Genomic DNA, 18,899 nt, shown 5'->3' with positions numbered 1-18,899 from the left:
CGGTCATGAGCACGGAGTTTTTGGCACCCGACGGGCAGTTGCGCTGTGGTTGGGCCGGGTCTGTCCCGGAATTTTTACCGTATCACGATGACGAATGGGGCTATCCCGTAGCAGATGATAAGCGCCTATTTGAGAAGATCTGTCTGGAGAGTTTTCAGTCCGGTCTCAGCTGGCGAACCATCCTGGCCAAACGCGAGAATTTCCGAGTCGCTTTTCACGGCTTCGACTGGAGCCGCATAGCTGAATTTGGCGCGCAGGATGTGGACCGTCTGCTGCAAGATGCAGGCATCATACGCCACCGTGGAAAGATCGAAGCGGTGATCAATAACGCAAAACGCGCCGCCGAGATGGTCGAGGTCGAAGGATCTCTGGCGGCGTTTTTCTGGCGCTATGAACCCGGACCGGATGAACAAGTGCCGCCGCAAACGGCATCTGTCACGCCGCAGTCAATCGCCCTGTCAAAAGAGCTGAAGAAACGCGGCTGGAAATTTGTCGGCCCCACTACCATGTTCGCTTTCATGCAGGCCATGGGGTTGGTCAATGATCACGCGACTGGCTGCATCTGCCGGATCAAGGCCGCCGAGGCCCGTGCCGGTTTCACCTCGCCCGCAGTTGGCTGACGGGGGATCTCCACGGCATATTGATTTTACTCATGCTAACCGCACCGCCTAACCGCACCGCCATTTAGCGGCAGCGCGGCACCCGGCCAGACCGGATCTGCGTGGCAGTTTATGGACTAGGCCGACGCACTCGATTAAAGGGTGATGGCTTCCAATACCTGCGGTTCGATCACTTGCACATCAGGCAGCGCCTCTGCCAGGCTGGCCGCGCTTTGCTCCAGGATCGGGAAGGTGCGGTAATGGCACGGGATCAGTGTCTTAAAGTCGAAGTAGCGTTTCGCTGCATAGGCAACCTGCGCCATATCCATGGTGAAATGCCCGCCTGCGCTGATAATGCCGATATCCGGTTTGTAGTAATCCCCCATCCAGTCCATATCGGCCATTATCCCGGTGTCGCCTGAAATATACAGAATGCGCCCCTCGCTCATCAGCATATACCCCACCTCGGTGCCGCCGGTGCGCAATCCTTCCTGCGTGGTAAAGGTCGAACTATGTGATGCAGGCACCATGGCCAGGCGTGGCCCGTCCAAATTGACCGTGCCCCCCTTGTTGAAACCGATGGTGGTCACATCTTCAGTCTCACCCCAGACGCCCATCAGATCATATTGACCAACGATCGGCACATCCAGCCGCCGCGCCAGCGCCAATACGTCGATGACGTGATCAAAATGCGCATGCGTGAGGACGATATGCGTTGCACCTGTTACAGCAGCGTCCTGTTGGCCATAGTCCAGCATCGGGTTGCCGGTTAACCATGGGTCGATCAGTAGCACCTGCTCCTCCGTCTCAATACGAAAACTGCCGTGTCCCAGCCAGATGATCCGCATCGTGTGTCTCTCCTGCTTCGCTGCTTTTGTTCTTTGCTATAGCCTAGCGCAGCATCGGGGAAAATCTACAGGTTGACCTCTGCAAACTGTGATTAGCGCGCCCATAGGCTTGCGGCGACGGCAGTGCAGCGGTAAATGCGTGCTAACACGAGATGAGGGTTTCCATGTCGATTGACCAAAGCACCGCCGCCAAAGTGGCCAAACTGGCCCGTATCAAGGTCGAAGAGGACGCGCTGCCTGCACTGGCAGATGAGTTCAACACGATCCTTGGCTTTATTGAACAGCTGAATGAGGTGGACGTAGACGGCGTGGAGCCGATGACCTCGGTCACGCCCCAACGTCTTAAACGCCGGGTAGATGAGGTTACGGATGGCGGCCAGCAGGACAAAATCCTGGCCAATGCCCCCGATGCCCGCGAAGGCTTTTTTGCAGTGCCCAAGGTGGTTGAATAAGACATGACTGAACTGAACAAACTCACATTGTCCGAAGCCCGCGATGCGCTGCGCAAGGGCGAAACCACATCGGTTGAGCTGACCGAAGCCTGTCTCAAGGCGATTGACGCGGCAGATGCGCTCAATGCATTTGTGCACAAGACACCTGAGCTGGCGATGGAACGCGCCAAGGCTGCGGATGTCCGCATTCAGGCCGGTGACGCGCCTGCTATGTGTGGCCTGCCGATTGGGATCAAGGATCTGTTTTGTACCAAGGGAGTACCCTCGCAGGCGGCGTCCAAGATCCTAGACGGATTCAAGCCCGAATATGAATCCACTGTTTCGCAGCAGCTGGCGGATGCGGGTTCGGTCATGCTGGGCAAGCTGAACATGGATGAATTTGCCATGGGCTCATCGAATGAGACATCGGCCTACGGCGATGTTGTCAGCCCCTGGCGGCGCGGCAATGACGACTCGGCACTGACACCCGGCGGGTCGTCCGGCGGGTCTGCTGCGGCTGTTGCGGCGGATCTCTGTCTGGCGGCAACCGGCACCGACACCGGTGGTTCGATTCGCCAGCCTGCGGCCTTTACCGGCATCACCGGCATCAAACCCACCTACGGTCGCTGCTCGCGCTGGGGTGTGGTGGCCTTTGCCTCCTCACTGGATCAGGCCGGTCCGATGACCAAATCGGTGCGCGATGCAGCGATGATGCTGGAAACCATGTGTGGTCATGACCCCAAGGACAGCACCAGCGCCGATCTGGCTGTGTCGAATTTTGAGGCGATGCTGACAGGCGACGTCAAGGGCAAGAAAATCGGCATCCCCCGCGAATACCGCATGGATGGTATGCCGGGTGAGATCGAGAAGCTGTGGTCAGAAGGCGCCGAGATGCTGCGCGCTGCCGGTGCCGAGATCATTGATATCTCTCTACCGCATACCAAATACGCGCTGCCCGCTTATTACGTGATCGCCCCGGCGGAGGCCTCGTCGAATCTCGCACGCTACGACGGCGTGCGCTACGGTCAGCGCGCAACGCTGGAAGGTGGCGATGGCATCACCGAAATGTATGAAAAGACCCGCGCGGCTGGGTTCGGCCATGAGGTGCAGCGCCGCGTGATGGTCGGCACCTATGTGCTGTCTGCGGGGTTCTACGACGCCTACTACAATCGCGCGCGCAAGGTACGTACCCTGATCAAGAAAGACTTCGAAAATGTGTTCGCCCAGGGTATCGATGCCATCCTGACACCTGCGACACCGTCTTCGGCCTTTGGTCTGGGTGAGATGACCGATGCTGACCCGGTGCAGATGTATCTCAATGACGTCTTTACCGTCACCGTGAACCTCGCCGGTCTGCCCGGCATTTCGGTCCCGACTGGTATCGACGCCAAGGGGCTGCCGCTGGGTCTTCAGCTGATTGGTCGTCCGTGGGAAGAGGGCGATCTGCTGAATACGGCCTATGCGCTGGAAGGGGCGGCTGGCTTTGTGGCCAAGCCCGGTCAATGGTGGTAGACCCAGTTCTGATCTGAGCAGAACCAACAGGTGGTGATCATGCGTGTATTTCGGTCCATCTTGGCGACCAGCAGCCTTGTTCTGCTGGCCGCGTGCCAGCCACAGGTTCCCGAAAGCGGGCCTGAAGCGGGATTTGGCTCCAGCCCCTTTGATGGTGCCCCCGCATCGGGCACCACAATCAACGGCGATCCGCTTGTGCCACCGGCGCGCGTCGCCAGTGAACCATTGCCACGCAGCGTGCAACCTGCACCGCGTGTGGCAGCCCGTACCACTGGGGCGGGGAACTTTGGCAGTTCATCGCCTGTCACCTCTGGCAGCGGTGATGACATCGCCCGTGAAACGGCGGCAGCTCTGGCAGCGGCAAGCGGCAATTCCGGCAGCGCCCCGATTGAGGCCAGCCCATCGAATCCGGCCCCAGCAATTGTCGGCAATCCAGGCATTTCGGATGAGAATGATTTTGATGCCGTCGCCTCGCGTCAAAGCATCGAAAGCGACGCCGAGCGTTTGGCGCGTCAACGGTCCCAGTATCAGGTGGTCAACCCGACCGCGGTGCCCACCCGCAGCGGCAGCCAGGACCCCAATATCGTGCGTTACGCGCTGAGCACTTCCAACCCGCGCGGACAGCGCATCTATTCCCGCTCGGGCATCAATCTGGCCGCACGGTCGTCGCGCAATTGCGCAGGGTATGCATCGCCTGAATTGGCCCAAATTGCCTTTCTTGAGGCCGGTGGCCCCAAACGCGACCGCAAGGCGCTGGACCCGGATGGCGACGGCTATGCCTGTGGCTGGGATCCGGCCCCTTATCGACTGGCTGTGCAGAACTGAGGCCAGAGCCGCCTCATGTCCCAGGCATCTCCAAAACATCAAAAAAGGCAGGGCGCCATCTGGCATCCCAGCCCAAATTTCGGTGCACGTCGCGATGGGCTGAGACCGCATCTTGTTGTGCTGCACTACACCGCGATGGACAGCTCCGCAGCCGCGCTCGGGCGTCTGTGTGATCCTCAGTGGGAGGTTTCGGCCCATTATCTGATTGGCGGCGATGGTACGCTTTGGCAAATGGTACGCGAGGCCGACCGCGCCTGGCACGCGGGTGCGGGCGAATGGTGTGGGCAGACAGATATCAACTCCCGCTCCATCGGTATCGAACTCGACAATCGTGGCAATCATCCGTTCTCCGCGCCGCAGATGACCCGATTGGAAACGCTCCTGAGCGCTATCCTGCAACGTTGGAATATCTCACCGACAGGGGTGATCGGTCATTCCTGCATGGCGCCCGGCCGCAAATCTGATCCCGGCCCGCGTTTTGACTGGGCGCGTCTGGCGCGGCAAGGACTGGCGGCGCCTGTGCCGGAGGTCACGGGGGCTGCGCCTCCCATCGCGCAGGCGTCCGGCGCGCGGATGGACCGCTTTCGCACCCTTGCGCGGGCACGCGGCTTTACTGCAGATGTCGATGACAACACATTGCTGCAAGCGGTGCGTCTGAGGTTTCGCGCCTGGCAACGTGGACCATTGAGCGAGGCGGATGTGCAACTGCTCTGGCCTGACAACCCCTAAAGGTAATTCTTGCTCCGCCCATCTTCTGGCCATCTTCTGGCGAAAATATCCTGGGGTGACTTGGTCCCGCCCCTGAGGGGGGCAAGAGGGGCAACGCTCCATCTTCGTTCTTACGGGGCACAATCTGCTTGACGCGGGACGCGGTTGTTTCTAGGCGATCAGGGCGCAGAGGGCTGGATGGCCGCGGGAGGCCGCAAGGCGTCACGAGGAAAGTCCGGACTCTACAAAACGACGGTGCCGGGTAACGCCCGGGCAGAGCGATCTGACGGAGAGCGCCACAGAAAACAGACCGCCCGCGTGCGCCTGCCTGTCAGGTGATCCCATGCGGGTAAGGGTGAAACGGTGGGGTAAGAGCCCACCGCGCCGCTGGCAACAGGGGCGGCATGGCAAGCCCCACCGGGAGCAATGCCAAATAGGACCCCCGCGCGGGCCGGTCGGCGCAAGCCGATACCGCCGCTAGGCATGTTTTGGCCAAGAGGGGTCGGGTTGGCAGCTGGAGGTGCGCAGCAATGTGCATCCTAGATGAATGGTCGTCGAAGGGGCCTTGGCCCTGGAACAAAATCCGGCTTACAGGCCCTCTGCGCAAATTAACCCCTCGAATCCTATTGACTCGCGGGGTGGTGCAGGTAAAAGCGCACCCTCATATAGGAATTTACCGAGAGGCCCCTGCCTTTTCGGACGCAGGAGAATACCATGGCGAAGCCGACCACAATCAAGATCCGCCTGAACTCGACCGCGGGCACGGGCCACTTCTACGTGACCAAGAAAAACGCACGCACCATGACCGAGAAAATGGTTGTGCGTAAGTATGACCCGGTCGTGCGCAAGCACGTTGAGTACAAAGAAGGCAAAATCAAATAAGCCTCTCGATATCGCGCAGCCTTGCGCCGCGATATCACCCGGTATTCGGGACAGTTGACTAGAAGGGTCGCACCATAGTGCGGCCCTTTTTCGTTTGGCTGGGGCTGTATTTTGTGGGGCTGTGCTGTGTTGAACATGCAAATTTTATGAAAATTTGGTAAACGAAATCACCTGCACAGCGTCGTTGCGGCCTGAAATTGCCACATTTGACCCCGACATAGGGTCCTTAGAAGTGGGTGAGAGTGGGCCCGAGACGCCAAGCCAGAAGCGCTGGTCTCAGGTTCTTACAGCACCGTCGGCTGGCTCGGGGGAGCCGCCAGGGCAGGAGGCAGCGGTGGGGCTGCCTCCTGCTTTTCTATAGGATATTCAGGAACTGGGCTGGCACCCTGTTGAGCTGTTCTCGGTTGGGGGTGTCAGGGCGTGCGACAGCCCTGCTCAGTGCTATGACTCGCCGCGCCACTCTGCCGTTGTCATGACTGGCCGTAACCCCATGCGCGCCATCAGTGCGGCCGAGGCGGTATTAAACGGCGCGTATGTGGTGGCAATAATGTTGATGCCCTGCGCGTTTACAGCGCGCTTCATTTCCGCAATCAGGGCTGTTCCCACCCCCATTCGCTGCCAGCTGTCCGCGACAGCGATATGATGCAGCATGGCGCGGGTCTCAGCGCGGCGCACGGGGAGGGCTGGGCGCTCTTCGATCCCATAGATGATGTAGCCCATGATAGCGCCTGTCGGGCTGACAGCAGCGCGTGCGGTCAGGCTCTCGTCTGTGAGCCAATCCCCCAGCCAGTTGGTCAGGGCGGCATCGCTGGGGTTGGCTGCATAGCGGCCTGGCTGGTGGGTCACATGCAGCGCCTGCAGCTTTTGCAGCAGCGGCACCAGGCGATGGGCGTCGGTTGGGGGAATGTCGATCAAATCCATAAGGGTCTCAAATCAATAACATGGGTGTTGTGCAGTGTGGCGCATCGAAGGCTGACACTGCACAAAGAAAAAGGGCGGATCGTGATGATCCGCCCCGGTCGTGCTTAAGTTTGGAAAAAGGTGCGTTATTCGCGGTTTCCAAGCAGTTGGAGCAGCATCATGAACATATTGATGAAGTCCAGATAGAGGCTCAGTGCGCCCATGATGGCAGCTTTGCCAAGCCATTCCTGGTCGCCCATGTGGGCGTGCTGCAGATACTCATTCTTGATCCGCTGGGTGTCATAGGCGGTGAGACCGGCAAAGATCAGCACGCCGATAACCGAAATCGCAAATGCCATGGCAGAAGACGCCAGGAACATATTGACGATCGAGGCTACGATCAGACCGATCAGCCCCATGATCAAGAAGGTGCCCATGCCGGAGAGGTCTTTCTTGGTGGTGTAACCAACCAGTGACAGACCCGCAAAGGCAATAGAGGTGATCAGGAACACCTGAATAATCGACTGCCCTGTGAACACCAGGAAGATGGAGCTGATCGACAGCCCCATCACGGTGGCAAAGACATAGAACACCAGTTGAGCGGTGGCGGCAGACATGCGGTTGATGCCTGCACTGATGCCGAACACAAAGGCCAGCGGCGCGAACATGATCACCCATTTCAGGGGCGACCCATAGAGCGCGTAGCCAAGGCTTGTCAGATATTTGTCAGCGCTCAGCTGAGCGGCGGCATTCGCAGGGTCGGTGGTGACGGCCAGGCCGGAGATGGCCCAGGCTGCCAGAAAGGTGATGAATGTGCCCACGGCCATGGTGCCGTAGACCTTGTTCATGTGGGCGCGCAGGCCCGCATCGATCTCGGCAGAGCGTGCGCCTGCTGCGGACCGGATGGTGTCAAACTGTGCCATGTATCATGGTCTCCGTCTTGAAAGCTCCCTCGCGCAGTTGCCCCACTGGGTGCAGAGAACTGCCGTTCCCTGCAAATATCGGGTGAACAGGGGCGCGGTTCAAGCCTGTAGATTGAAGTTTCGGCGCTATTATCGACAAAAAATGTCGGATGGGGAGGATGTTGGCCGCCGAAGGCCACAATCACCGATGATGCGGGCTGGTGTCATCAGCGACGTGCCCGGCTGGAATGGGCTCAGATATGTGCAGGATGTTTGTGATCGCAATTGGCCGGGCCGGTTGTGCAGATAATACGGCATGGCGCTGCGGCTGTGCGGACGGCTGCTTTCAGTCGCAACGACGCACTGATAACGTGCACCGAAACATACAGGGGTATTTAGACATATGGGCATGTTGATCGACGGAAAATGGGACGATGCTGCCGATCAATCTATGGTGTTAGGCATGTACCGTCGCGAGCAAAGTGCCCTCCCGACGTCGATTGACGCGCAGGTCCTGGAGCAGATTGGCACAGAACGTGACCGATTCTTTCTGATCGCGTCAGCAAGCTGCCCGTGGTCACATGGTGCGGTTATAGCGCTGGTTCTTGGCGGGCTGATGGATACCGTGGATATTCAATGGGCCGGTGGGCCGCGACGCGAAGGATATGGGCTTTTGCCCGGTGGACCACTTCCCAATCGTTCCGAATTTCAACATGTGCATCAGTTCTATACATCAACGATCGCCACTTATACGGGCCGTTCAACGGTTCCCGTGCTGTGGGATGCAAAACTGGGCAACATTCTTTCAAACTCCTCCGCAGATATCATGGCGGCATTCGATGTATTAAGCGCGCATATTGACCTCTGCCCAGCACAGCTGCACTCCGAAATCACCGAGCTGAAACAGTATATCTTTGATGGGTTGTCCAATGCGGTCTATCGGGCTGGAAAATCGCAGAGACAGGATGAGTATGATCAGGCGGTCAACACTGTGTTTGACACGCTCGATCAGTTGGAAACCCGGCTGGATGGGCAGCCGTTCCTATTCGGAGACGCGCTCACGCAAGCTGATATCAGGCTTTTTGCAACGCTCGTACGGTTTGACACTGTCTACGCAACACATTTTCGCTGCACACGCAAAAGATTGGTGGAGTATCCAAACTTGTGGCAATTTACCCGTCGTATCTTTCAAATGCCGGGCATCCGCCAGACGGTTGATTTTGATGAGATCCGGTTTGGCTATTACATCAATGACGGTGATCACAACCCGTATGGCCTTATCGGTCAACAGCCAGAAATCGACTGGGAAAGCCAAGAGGGCCTGTAAGGGGCGCGGCAAGTCTGGGCTGAAGATCAAAGATTTGGCACGGTTGTCGACAAATATGCCTTAAGGTTGGGTCTGCCTTCGGCTACGGGCCAAACCCGGCTGACGTTCCGCGAGAGTAAGCGGCAGGGCCGCGCGTTTTCAAAAGGGGTGAATACCCACGCGGCTCTTAAGCAGAGCGGATTTTCTTGGTTCAAATTGTATGAGCGGCAGGCCGCTGGAACTTTCGGTTGTATCCCGGCGTGAATCGACGGCTGTGTTTTCAATTCACTCTCAGAAAACGGCCGATTTTGTCATCCGTGCGTGCAACTTTGCGCGCAAAGCGGCACAGGTTTTGCGGTTCGTCAGTGCTTACGTTGCTCATGGCCAGGGTTGTATGCCCCAAGTGTGTCAGCTTTTTTTCGTTTCCGTAGTAGAGTACACGCAGTAGCCGCTGCTCGCGCAAACCATCACTGGCGACACCGATGGATACAGCACCATGGCCTGAAGACCTTTGTACACCCCTGCAAGTATCTGCAATCAAGGCTGCCGCCATGAACTGGCCCCAGAAAGCATCATACTTGTTTTGCGCTGTTGAAGCCGTCGTGGACACGAGAGTAAGAACCAGTGCGAGAAAAATCTTCGGGGCTGCATGTGTAATCCGCTGACGCAAATGTGAAAATCTATTGTCCAATAGCATCGCTATCGCTTTAACTTCAAAGAATTCTATGTGCGCGAAATCTTCAGACCGTAGATTTCACGAGGGGCTATCGGTCGGATGTTAGAGCGGGAGATTAAAGAGATACCGGGCGACCCTGTTGTGCCGCAGCAATCGCCAGGCCAATGGCCCGACCTCGGGAAGGGGGGCGCATCCAAAAAAGGCCCGCTTAGCGGACCTTTTTGGTAGCTTGCACAAGGCGCAAGATTTTTTTGGTGCCGTTTTGTTTAGCGACTCCAGTTGCTTGGTGCGTCCCAAATTTTGCGCCGGGATTCGACGTCTGCCGCATCCTTGCTAATACCCATGTCGTTGAGGGCGCTCTGGTCTAGCTGCGCCAGCATCCGACGTTCGCGGCGAATTGCCAGGCGCTGTCCAATGGCGGCAAAAACTGAACGGCGCGGGGTGGGGGTGCTGCAGGCGCTGGAGCAGAGGCTGTTGTCCATATAGGTCATATTTTGTGTCCTTTTCTGGATCGCTGATGATGGATCGCTTTGCTATCAATTATGTTGATATATATGCCTTGCTGTGTTTGATATTGAAAACGAATGTTTATGATCTCAATCATCAAGGAGTGTGATGATGCGAAATTTGGATATCACCACGCTGCGGTCGTTTGTGGCGGTCGCTGACAATGGCGGTGTTACCCGCGCTGCTGGGTTTCTGCATCTGACCCAATCTGCGGTGTCGATGCAGCTTAAGCGTCTGGAAGAGTTGCTTGGCCTGCAACTGCTGGACCGCTCTGGCCGCACCATTGCGCTTACCGCCTCTGGAGAGCAGCTCTTGGCCTATGCGCGACGCATGGTTGCCCTGAATGACGAGGTGATTGGGCGTCTGACGGATCAGGCCTATGAAGGCGAAATCGTCCTTGGTGTGCCACATGATATTGTCTACCCGGCCATCCCGCAGGTGCTGCAACGTTTCAACGCGTCTTTTCCACGGGTGAAGGTGCAGTTGATCTCAAGCTTTACCCGCTCGTTGAAGGAACAGTTTTCGCGCGGCGAATGTGATCTGATCCTGACCACCGAAACCACCACCTCTGAAAATGGAGAAACGCTGGCCGAACGTCCGCTGTGCTGGATTGGTGCCCCGAATGGGTCGGCCTGGCGGCAACGTCCGCTTAAACTGGCGTTTGGCCGCTACTGCACCTTCCGCCCCAAGGTGGTTGGGGCGCTGGATGTCGCTGGAATTGCCTGGGACATGGTGGTCGAGACCGACAGCGACCGCACCATCGAAGCGACGGTGAGCGCGGATTTGGCGATCCACACCATGATAGAGGGCACCGAGCCGCCGCATCTGGTGCAGATCGACCACGCGGGCAACCTGCCCGAACTGCCGGTGCAGCTGATCAATCTCTATGGCGCAGAGACCTCGGGGTCGCCTATGGTGAGCGAGCTGGCCTTTCTGGTACGCAAGGCCTTTCAGAATATCAGCGCTCCGCTGGCAGCTGCTCAGTCACATTGGACGGCTGCTTAACCCCAGCCGCGGGGGTTGGCGCCGATCCCGACGGATAAAGAGGCGGGGGCACAGAGATCGCCGCCTATATGCTTGTGTAATCCCTGAGTGGCGATAAGTCTGGCGTGGCGATCTGGCACCTCGCCCCGTTCACGCCCGTAGGGTGATCACTACCTTACCTGTGGCCTTGCGACTGCGCAGCAACTCAAGGGCCGCGTCGGTCTGGTCCAGTGGCAAAACATGGCTGACATGTGGACGAAGTGATCCGTCCTTGTACCAACCAATCAGCCGTTCAATTGCACCCCGCACCACCAACGGGTGGCTCTTCAGGTAGCCGCCAAAATAGAATCCGATCACACTGAGGTTTTTGACCAGTAAGTGATTGGCCGGGATCTGTGGCACCTCACCTCCGGCAAAGCCAATAGGCAGCAGTCGCCCGCCGGGGTTGGTGGCGCGAAAAGCGGCTTTCCAGACCTCGCCGCCAATGGCGTCATAGACCACATCAGCGCCCCCCAGATCTTTGACTGCCTGACGCAGATCTTCGCTGGCATCGATCAGATGATCAGCGCCAGCAGCTTGGGCGACAGCCAGCTTTTCAGCGCCGCGTGCATGGGCAATGACCCGCGCCCCCATCCGTTTGCCGATTTCTACCGCCGTCAGTCCAACGCCGCCGGCGGCTCCTGTGACCAACAGTGTCTCTTCCGGTTGCAACCGCGCGCAATGGTCCAGCGCAACCAGGCCCGTGCCATAGGCGATCTGAAACGCCGCCGCATCGACAAAGGACATCTCGTCCGGGATCCGTGCCACACGATCTGCTGGAAACACGCCGGCTTCGGCCAACCCGCCCTGACCAGAAAATACGGCCACCCGGTCGCCAATTGCCAACCCGTCAACATCAGGGCCTATCGCCTGTATTACGCCTGCCAATTCCAGGCCCGGCGTAAAGGGGAGGGCAGGGGTATCCTGATAACGACCAGAAAGCAGAAGGAGATCGGCAAAGTTCAACCCGCAGGCGTGTATTTCCACTGCAACTTCCCCGCGCTTGGGTGAAGCCATGTCAACTAGCGCGATAGTCGGAGCAATATTGAATTCGTTAACACGGTAGGCGCGCATATTATTTTTCCATATGTGGCATGGGGTAAGATGATTCGAGACCTTGAAACCATGCCAGATTCGCATGAGAAGCACCTCACTATTTATGGGGAGGTGCGGAACATCAGTAAAACATGCAAAAAAGTGAAATAAATTTGGCGTATGAAATCATGCGTTTGCTCTGTAGACACGCAGCACGGCGAGAGCGATGGCTTGAATTCAACCGTTAAGGTCGTACACTCGACGCCAATGGGAACGCCTTGTTCGTTTTGAGGGGGACTTTCGGGTTTTTTGCAACATTGGGCTCATGCGGCATCTGCCGAGGGAGCGGGGGTTGAAAAAAACGGCCAGGGTGGCGCCCAGTTTTTAAATCTTTAGGAGAAACGCATGGCTCATCCAGTGGACGTGCACGTGGGGAAACGTATCCGGCATCGCCGGTGGCTCATCGGCATGACGCAACAACAGCTCGCAGAGCTGGTTGGAATCAAATTCCAGCAAATTCAGAAATACGAAACCGGTGCAAACCGGGTCAGCGCCTCCCGGCTCTGGGATATCTCGGACGCGCTTGGCGTGCCTGTCAGCTTCTTTTTCGAAGGTCTGCAGGACGAGGGTGCTGCGGATGCGGCCTCGGGCAAATCTCAGGTGCCGGATGATCTGATGGGCGACAAGGAAGCGCTGGATCTGGTGCGCTCCTACTATGCTATCCCTGAGAACCAGCGCCGCCGCCTGTTTGAGCTGGCGCGCGTGCTCAGCGACGCAGCCTGATATTCCGGCCCCAAGTGGGGGCTTGGGGCTTGAAATATGCGCGGTTGAATGTCACCCATCTGGGTATGACTTCAGCCGCGTTTTCAGATCTGGAGGTTGCCCATCGGATGGCCGATGCTGCACGCCAGGCCATCTTGCCACATTTTCGTTCAGCCGGGCTGCAATCCGACAATAAGCTGGACGCTGGTTTTGATCCTGTCACCATTGCTGATCGCGCTGCCGAACAGGCGATGCGGTCCGTACTTGCCGAACTGCGCCCCGAGGACAGCATCCTTGGCGAGGAATTTGGCGAAACACACGGCCAGTCTGGTCGTACCTGGGTTCTTGATCCGATTGACGGCACCCGCGGCTTTATCAGTGGTACCCCAACTTGGGGGGTGCTGATCGCGCTGGGGGATGCAGATGGTCCGTTTCTGGGTATCGTCGATCAGCCTTATATCGGCGAGCGCTTTATCGGCACGCCAGAAGGAGCCAGTCTGACTGGTCCGCTCGGTCACAGCGCACTTGTCACGCGCGCCACCCGCAGCCTGTCCGAGGCAACGCTGTTCACCACATTCCCAGAAGTCGGCACCGAGGCCGAACGCGCCGCCTTCCAGCGGGTTTCATCTCAGGTGCGCCTCACCCGCTACGGTATGGATTGTTACGCCTATGCGCTGCTGGCGGCCGGGCAATGTGATCTGGTGATTGAGGCAGGTCTCAACGCCTATGACATTCAGGCGCCAATTGCGGTTATACAGGCGGCGGGCGGGGTGGTGACCAACTGGCAGGGTCACCCGGCGCATGAGGGCGGACAGGTGCTTGCAGCCGCCACGCCAGAGCTGCATGCCGCAGCGCTTGCACTCATCCAGCAAACCGCTTGAACTGCCTGCAAATAATCAGTTAAACAATTCCAACGCGCCGAGTCCTTTGCCCTTATTCTGTCGGCGCGTCTTCACACTTCACCGAAATGGGCAGCCTGATGGAGTGTGACCTGTGCCTGAAATTCTGATCCAAGATATTGATATTGCGCTGACTATGGATGATCAGCGGCGCAAGCTGATCCATGCGGATCTGCGCATTCGCAATGGGGTGATTGCTGAGATTGGCAGCGATCTGACCACAAGTGGCGAGGTGATCAGCGGCAAGGGCTGTGTGGTGACGCCCGGTCTGGTGAACACCCACCACCATCTCTATCAGAACCTGACCCGCGCGGTGCCGGGTGCGCAGGATGCGTTGCTGTTTGGCTGGCTGAAACGGCTCTATCCGATCTGGTCCGCCTTCACGCCGGATGACATCCATGTCTCCGCCCAGCTGGGTTTGGTGGAGCTGGCCTTCTCGGGCTGCACGCTCACGTCTGATCATCTCTACCTTTATCCCAATGGCAGCAGGCTTGAGGACACGATTGAGGCCGCAGGTGACATTGGCCTGCGTTTCCAGCCGACCCGTGGCGCCATGAGCATCGGCGAAAGCGCGGGTGGCCTGCCGCCGGACAGCCTGGTCGAGGATGAGCGCGCCATTCTCGACGATATGATCCGGGTGGTTGACCGGTTCCACGACCCCGCCGAAGGATCCATGTGCCGGGTGGCGCTGGCGCCCTGTTCTCCATTTTCCGTCAGCCGCGAACTGATGCGCGACAGCGCGCTTCTGGCGCGGGACAAGGGGGTGATGCTGCACACCCATCTGGCCGAAAACGACGAGGATATCGCCTATTCGCTGGCGCAGTTCGGCTGTCGCCCTGGCCAATACGCCGAGGATCTGGGCTGGACTGGCCCCGATGTCTGGCATGCCCATTGTGTGAAACTGGATGCTGAGGAGATTGACCTCTTTGCCCGGACCCGGACCGGCGTGGCCCATTGCCCCTGTTCCAACTGCCGTCTTGGCAGCGGTATCGCGCCACTGCGCGCCATGCGCGATGCGCGGGTGCCGGTCGGACTGGGCGTGGATGGATCGGCCAGCAATGATATGGCCAGCCTGATCAGTGAGGCGCGTCAGGCCATGCTTTTGCAACGGGTCGCGCAGGGCGCCGATGCCATGAGCGCCTATGAAGCGTTGGAAATCGCCACGCGCGGCGGGGCAGAGGTGCTGGGTCGGCCCGATGTGGGACAGCTTGCGGTGGGCAAACGCGCCGATATCGCCATCTGGGACGTAACCGGCGTTGCCTCAAGCGGCAGCTGGGATCCGGCAGCACTGTTGCTGGCAGGGCCTGCACAGGTGAAACATCTCTTCGTCGAGGGGCGTCAGATCATCCGCGATAGCAACTTGGCGACCATGGATCTGCCGGGGCTCCTGGAACGGCACCAAAAAGCCACCACACGGCTGATGCTACTGGCCTGACGGTACTGGCCTTACGCAGCTGACCAAATCGGCGACAGGGCGGCCCCTATCTTCAGGCACAAAGATCCCAGCCGGAGGCAGAGGCGCGTCAGCGCCTCCGTCGCTTTGACGTCCTGTTGCTGCACGGTTCAGCCGCGCGCGCCATTGATCCAGACCTCGGCAACCGCCCGGTCATCGCCCATCATGATGGTGGCAAAAACCGCCTCCCAGAGGTCTTTCGCCCCGGCGTTGCGCTGCGCAATGGCAGGGGTTGAGGCCAGATCCAGCACCACCAGATCTGCCTCCATGCCTGGGGCGATATTGCCAATCTGGTCTCCCATATGCAGCGCGCGGGCCGAGCCCTGCGTGGCCAGCCACAGCAATTGTGCCGCATGCAGCGGCGTGCCGCGCAGCTGACCAACCTCATAGGCCGCCGCCATGGTGCGCAGCATCGAGAAACTGGAGCCGCCACCGGTATCTGTGGCGAGACCAATGCGTTGCCCCTCAGCCATCAGCCCGGCCATGTCGAACAGCCCAGACCCGATGAAGGTGTTGGAGGTCGGGCAATGCACCAGCGCCGCGCCAACCTCGTGCAGCCGGGCGCGCTCGCGGTCTTCCAGATGGATGGCGTGCCCATAAAGACCGCGTGCGCCCAGCAGGCCAAATTGCTCATAGGTGTCCAGATAATCCCGCGCCTCGGGAAACAGCGATTTCACCCAGGCAATCTCATCCGTCTGCTCGCTCAGATGGGTCTGCATCAGGCAGTCCGGATGATCGGCCCAAAGCGCGCCCATCGCCTCCAGCTGTTCGGGTGTCGAGGTGGGAGAGAACCGTGGCGTGATCGCATAGGACAACCGGTCGACCCCGTGCCAGCGGCCAATCAGCGCGGCACTGTCGTCATGGGCCGATTGCGCGGTGTCGCGCAGCCCGTCGGGGGCGTTGCGATCCATGCAGGTCTTGCCCGCAACAACCCGTTGCCCACGTGCCTGCGCGGCGGTGAAAAACGCATCCACGCTTTCGGGATGGATGGTGCAATAGCTGCACATCGTGGTGGTGCCATTGGCGCGGGTCAGATCCAGATATCGTCCGGCGATCTCATCTGCATAAGACCGATCACCAAACCGCATCTCCTCGGGAAAGGTATAGCTGTTCAGCCAGTCAATCAGCCGCTTGCCCCAACTGGCAATAATCGCGGTCTGGGGGAAATGCACATGAGCATCGACAAACCCCGCCAGGATAAGCCGGTCGCCGTGGTCCACCAACTCTGCCGCCGGATGGGCCTTGCGCAGGCCCTCCCATGTGCCCAATTCCAGCACCTTGCCACCACCGATGGCGACCGCCTCATGCAGCTCAGCCGCCGCCTCAGGGCTGTCACCCTCAAAGGGGGTGTCTGTAAACGAAAGAACCTGTCCTCGTAAGATATAGTCTGCCTGCATAAGACGCGGTCCTTTCTTGCCAAACTGCGGTCCACAGGATACGCGCAGCATCATCGGCGGTAAATTACGTCATTGTCATTGTTTTTCGGTAACTGCTTCTTTTATTCCAGAAGCAAGCGCGAAAAGGGGCCTCAGATGATTGCAGATGACCACCAGGAGCCAGTTGAGTCCACGTCTGAGGATGCTTACGAGCTGGACCGCAAACGGGTCACCCAGATCTTGGATGCGGTGGAGGCGGAGGATCAGGCGCAGCTGACCGCGCTGATGGAGCCACTGCATGCGGCCGACATCGCTGACCTTCTGGAACAGATCAGCGCCTCTGAGCGAGGGCGGCTGATACACCTCTATGGCCGGGAATTCGACGGCGAGATCCTGTCGGAACTGGACGAGAGCATCCGCGAAGAGGTTATTTCTCTGCTGGCGCCGCAGGTTCTGGCTGAGGCGGTGCGTGATCTGGAAAGCGATGATGTCGTTGACCTGCTGGAGGATCTGGAAGAGCCGCAGCAAGAGGCCATCCTCAACACGCTGGAAGATGCGGACCGGGTCGCGGTCGAACAATCGCTGAGCTATCCTGAGAATTCCGCCGGCCGTCTGATGCAGCGCGAGGTGGTGATGGCCCCGGATCACTGGACGGTGGGACAGGCGATTGATTTCATGCGGGAATCGGATCATCTGCCGGATCAGTTCTACCATGTCGTTCTGGTCGACCCACGGTTACATCCGGTGGGCAATGTCACGCTTGGCCGCATCATGTCCTCCAAACGCGAGGTGCCGCTGGGTGATATCGTCGAGGAAACGTTTCAGATCATTCCCGCCGATCAGGACGAGGAAGACGTGGCCTATGCTTTCAACCAATACCACCTGATTTCGGCCCCCGTGGTCGACGATGAGGGACGGCTGGTGGGTGTCATCACAATGGATGACGCGATGGTGGTTCTGGACGAAGAACACGAAGAAGACATCCTGCGCCTGGCCGGTGTGGGCGAGGGCAGCCTTGCTGACCGCGTTATGGCCACGACCAAGCAGCGCTTTCCCTGGCTGGCGGTGAACCTCGCCACCGCAATTCTGGCCTCGCTGGTGATCGCCCAGTTTGAGGCGACGATTGCCGAATTTGTGGCGCTGGCGGTGCTGATGCCCATCGTGGCCTCCATGGGCGGCAATGCCGGTACGCAATCGCTGACGGTGGCGGTGCGCGCGCTCGCCACCCGCGACCTCACTGGCTCCAACGTCTGGCGGGTGATCCGGCGGGAGGTTCTGGTGGGTCTGGTAAACGGCATCGCCTTTGCCCTGATCATGGCCGTTGTCGGCATTCTATGGTTTGGCTCGCCCTTGCTGGGTGTGGTGATCGCCGTCGCTATGGTGATCAATCTGGTCGTCGCGGGGCTGGCAGGTACGGCGGTCCCGATTATTTTGGAGAAGATCGGCGTCGATCCGGCGCTGGCCTCCGGCGCCTTTGTGACGACGGTGACTGATATTGTTGGTTTCTTTGCCTTTCTCGGGCTGGCTGGGGTATTGCTGCTCTGATCCTGCCTGCTGTTGCTGCCCATTTGGGCCGTGTTCACTCACTCTGACAGGACCCGCATCATGGATGACCTTACCCAGATCAAGGCCGACGCCCGTAAAGCCGCCTTTCAGCGCCGCAAGGCCGCCTTTGACATGAACAAACCCGGCGTCGCGGGCCATCTGTCAGAGGTGCTGGCAGGCTATCGCGGGGTGCCGCTGTCTGGCTATATGCCGATCCGCACTGAGATTGATCCGCTTCCGGCTATGGCCGAGGCAGCAGCCCACGGTCCCGTTGGTGTGCCGGTGATCCAGGCCAAGAGTACACCGCTGAAATTCAGTCGCTGGCAACCCGAAGGCGCGCTGCGCGACGGGCCCTTTGGGGCCAAAGTGCCAGAGGTTGACGATTATTTCGAACCCGAGATCCTGATCGTGCCGCTGGTCGCCTTTGATGCGCGCGGCGGGCGGCTTGGTTACGGGGGCGGCTTTTATGACCGCACCCTGGAGCTGCTGCGCGCCAAACGTGCGACATTGGCCATCGGTTTTGCCTTTGACGCGCAAGAGGCCGACGACCTGCCGCTGGAATCAACGGATCAGCCACTGGACATGCTGATTACCGAAAGCCGGGTGTTGCAGTTCAGTCGGTGATGCTTAGGCGGGATGATGAGGGTTTTTCCAAAAACCCCGGCAAAGCTTTTCAAAAAGTTTTACACCCACAACGCAGCTCTTGTCCT

The 18,899-nt window shown here is 58.9% G+C and carries 20 protein-coding genes and 1 other RNA gene; 14 read left to right on the top strand and 7 right to left on the bottom strand.

What is annotated here, in order from left to right:
• Positions 1 to 5 precede the first annotated feature (5 nt).
• Complete coding sequence (locus tag PhaeoP97_RS10690) at positions 6 to 620, top strand: DNA-3-methyladenine glycosylase I (RefSeq protein WP_072505042.1); 615 nt, start codon at positions 6 to 8, stop codon at positions 618 to 620.
• A 134-nt stretch (positions 621 to 754) separates the two neighbouring features.
• On the opposite strand, the gene PhaeoP97_RS10685 is transcribed toward PhaeoP97_RS10690, so the two are convergent.
• Entirely contained in the window at positions 755 to 1,447 is a 693-nt protein-coding gene (locus PhaeoP97_RS10685) for a metal-dependent hydrolase (RefSeq protein ID WP_072505041.1), read from the bottom strand.
• Positions 1,448 to 1,611: 164 nt separating this feature from the next.
• Here PhaeoP97_RS10685 and gatC point away from each other — a divergent pair, with 164 nt between their 5' ends.
• From gatC to rpmG, 6 genes are all read left to right on the top strand, one after another.
• Positions 1,612 to 1,899, top strand: coding sequence for an Asp-tRNA(Asn)/Glu-tRNA(Gln) amidotransferase subunit GatC (gene gatC / locus PhaeoP97_RS10680; RefSeq protein ID WP_072505040.1), 288 nt, complete (start codon positions 1,612 to 1,614; stop codon positions 1,897 to 1,899).
• 3 nt (positions 1,900 to 1,902) lie between these two features.
• Entirely contained in the window at positions 1,903 to 3,390 is a 1,488-nt protein-coding gene (gatA, locus tag PhaeoP97_RS10675) for an Asp-tRNA(Asn)/Glu-tRNA(Gln) amidotransferase subunit GatA (protein WP_072505039.1), read from the top strand.
• 39 nt (positions 3,391 to 3,429) lie between these two features.
• Entirely contained in the window at positions 3,430 to 4,215 is a 786-nt protein-coding gene (locus tag PhaeoP97_RS10670; protein WP_072506426.1) for a hypothetical protein, read from the top strand.
• A 15-nt stretch (positions 4,216 to 4,230) separates the two neighbouring features.
• Entirely contained in the window at positions 4,231 to 4,944 is a 714-nt protein-coding gene (locus PhaeoP97_RS10665) for an N-acetylmuramoyl-L-alanine amidase (protein ID WP_072505038.1), read from the top strand.
• Between the two features lie 165 nt (positions 4,945 to 5,109).
• An RNA gene (gene rnpB, locus PhaeoP97_RS10660) (RNase P RNA component class A) lies at positions 5,110 to 5,530 on the top strand.
• Between the two features lie 107 nt (positions 5,531 to 5,637).
• A complete protein-coding gene (gene rpmG / locus PhaeoP97_RS10655; protein WP_007814563.1) occupies positions 5,638 to 5,805 on the top strand; it encodes a 50S ribosomal protein L33 in 168 nt (55 codons plus the stop codon).
• A 441-nt stretch (positions 5,806 to 6,246) separates the two neighbouring features.
• On the opposite strand, the gene PhaeoP97_RS10650 is transcribed toward rpmG, so the two are convergent.
• Positions 6,247 to 6,726, bottom strand: coding sequence for a GNAT family N-acetyltransferase (locus PhaeoP97_RS10650; protein WP_072505037.1), 480 nt, complete (start codon positions 6,724 to 6,726; stop codon positions 6,247 to 6,249).
• 125 nt (positions 6,727 to 6,851) lie between these two features.
• Complete coding sequence (locus tag PhaeoP97_RS10645) at positions 6,852 to 7,628, bottom strand: Bax inhibitor-1/YccA family protein (protein ID WP_072505036.1); 777 nt, start codon at positions 7,626 to 7,628, stop codon at positions 6,852 to 6,854.
• 382 nt (positions 7,629 to 8,010) lie between these two features.
• Between PhaeoP97_RS10645 and PhaeoP97_RS10640 the strand changes: the two genes are divergently transcribed.
• Entirely contained in the window at positions 8,011 to 8,934 is a 924-nt protein-coding gene (locus PhaeoP97_RS10640; RefSeq protein ID WP_072505035.1) for a glutathione S-transferase C-terminal domain-containing protein, read from the top strand.
• Between the two features lie 259 nt (positions 8,935 to 9,193).
• On the opposite strand, the gene PhaeoP97_RS10635 is transcribed toward PhaeoP97_RS10640, so the two are convergent.
• Both PhaeoP97_RS10635 and PhaeoP97_RS10630 read right to left on the bottom strand, forming a co-directional pair.
• Positions 9,194 to 9,610 carry a hypothetical protein gene (locus tag PhaeoP97_RS10635; RefSeq protein WP_237028926.1) on the bottom strand — a complete coding sequence of 139 codons (417 nt, stop codon included), beginning with the start codon at positions 9,608 to 9,610 and terminating at the stop codon, positions 9,194 to 9,196.
• A 245-nt stretch (positions 9,611 to 9,855) separates the two neighbouring features.
• Positions 9,856 to 10,080 carry a DUF1127 domain-containing protein gene (locus tag PhaeoP97_RS10630; protein WP_072505034.1) on the bottom strand — a complete coding sequence of 75 codons (225 nt, stop codon included), beginning with the start codon at positions 10,078 to 10,080 and terminating at the stop codon, positions 9,856 to 9,858.
• 127 nt (positions 10,081 to 10,207) lie between these two features.
• Between PhaeoP97_RS10630 and PhaeoP97_RS10625 the strand changes: the two genes are divergently transcribed.
• Positions 10,208 to 11,101 carry a LysR family transcriptional regulator gene (locus PhaeoP97_RS10625; protein WP_072506424.1) on the top strand — a complete coding sequence of 298 codons (894 nt, stop codon included), beginning with the start codon at positions 10,208 to 10,210 and terminating at the stop codon, positions 11,099 to 11,101.
• A 129-nt stretch (positions 11,102 to 11,230) separates the two neighbouring features.
• Here the strand turns inward: PhaeoP97_RS10625 and PhaeoP97_RS10620 are convergent, their stop codons facing one another.
• Positions 11,231 to 12,193: an NADPH:quinone oxidoreductase family protein gene (locus tag PhaeoP97_RS10620; RefSeq protein WP_072505033.1), complete on the bottom strand. Its 963-nt coding sequence runs from the start codon at positions 12,191 to 12,193 to the stop codon at positions 11,231 to 11,233.
• A gap of 366 nt (positions 12,194 to 12,559) precedes the next feature.
• Between PhaeoP97_RS10620 and PhaeoP97_RS10615 the strand changes: the two genes are divergently transcribed.
• The 3 genes from PhaeoP97_RS10615 (at position 12,560) to PhaeoP97_RS10605 (ending at position 15,250) form a co-directional block, all read left to right on the top strand.
• Positions 12,560 to 12,937, top strand: coding sequence for a helix-turn-helix domain-containing protein (locus tag PhaeoP97_RS10615; RefSeq protein WP_072505032.1), 378 nt, complete (start codon positions 12,560 to 12,562; stop codon positions 12,935 to 12,937).
• A 107-nt stretch (positions 12,938 to 13,044) separates the two neighbouring features.
• Positions 13,045 to 13,797: a histidinol-phosphatase gene (gene hisN, locus PhaeoP97_RS10610; protein WP_420849008.1), complete on the top strand. Its 753-nt coding sequence runs from the start codon at positions 13,045 to 13,047 to the stop codon at positions 13,795 to 13,797.
• A 112-nt stretch (positions 13,798 to 13,909) separates the two neighbouring features.
• Positions 13,910 to 15,250, top strand: coding sequence for an 8-oxoguanine deaminase (locus PhaeoP97_RS10605; RefSeq protein ID WP_072505031.1), 1,341 nt, complete (start codon positions 13,910 to 13,912; stop codon positions 15,248 to 15,250).
• A gap of 128 nt (positions 15,251 to 15,378) precedes the next feature.
• Here the strand turns inward: PhaeoP97_RS10605 and guaD are convergent, their stop codons facing one another.
• Entirely contained in the window at positions 15,379 to 16,665 is a 1,287-nt protein-coding gene (gene guaD, locus PhaeoP97_RS10600) for a guanine deaminase (RefSeq protein WP_072506422.1), read from the bottom strand.
• 135 nt (positions 16,666 to 16,800) lie between these two features.
• Here guaD and mgtE point away from each other — a divergent pair, with 135 nt between their 5' ends.
• Together mgtE and PhaeoP97_RS10590 are read left to right on the top strand one after the other, a co-directional pair.
• Complete coding sequence (gene mgtE, locus PhaeoP97_RS10595; protein WP_072505030.1) at positions 16,801 to 18,189, top strand: magnesium transporter; 1,389 nt, start codon at positions 16,801 to 16,803, stop codon at positions 18,187 to 18,189.
• A 60-nt stretch (positions 18,190 to 18,249) separates the two neighbouring features.
• A complete protein-coding gene (locus PhaeoP97_RS10590) occupies positions 18,250 to 18,813 on the top strand; it encodes a 5-formyltetrahydrofolate cyclo-ligase (RefSeq protein ID WP_072505029.1) in 564 nt (187 codons plus the stop codon).
• Positions 18,814 to 18,899: the final 86 nt, after the last annotated feature.

This window comes from Phaeobacter porticola (assembly GCF_001888185.1).
Classification (GTDB): Bacteria; Pseudomonadota; Alphaproteobacteria; order Rhodobacterales; family Rhodobacteraceae; genus Phaeobacter; species Phaeobacter porticola.
Note: the sequence above shows the minus strand (reverse complement) of the source record. Positions and strands in the feature narration are given on the sequence as shown.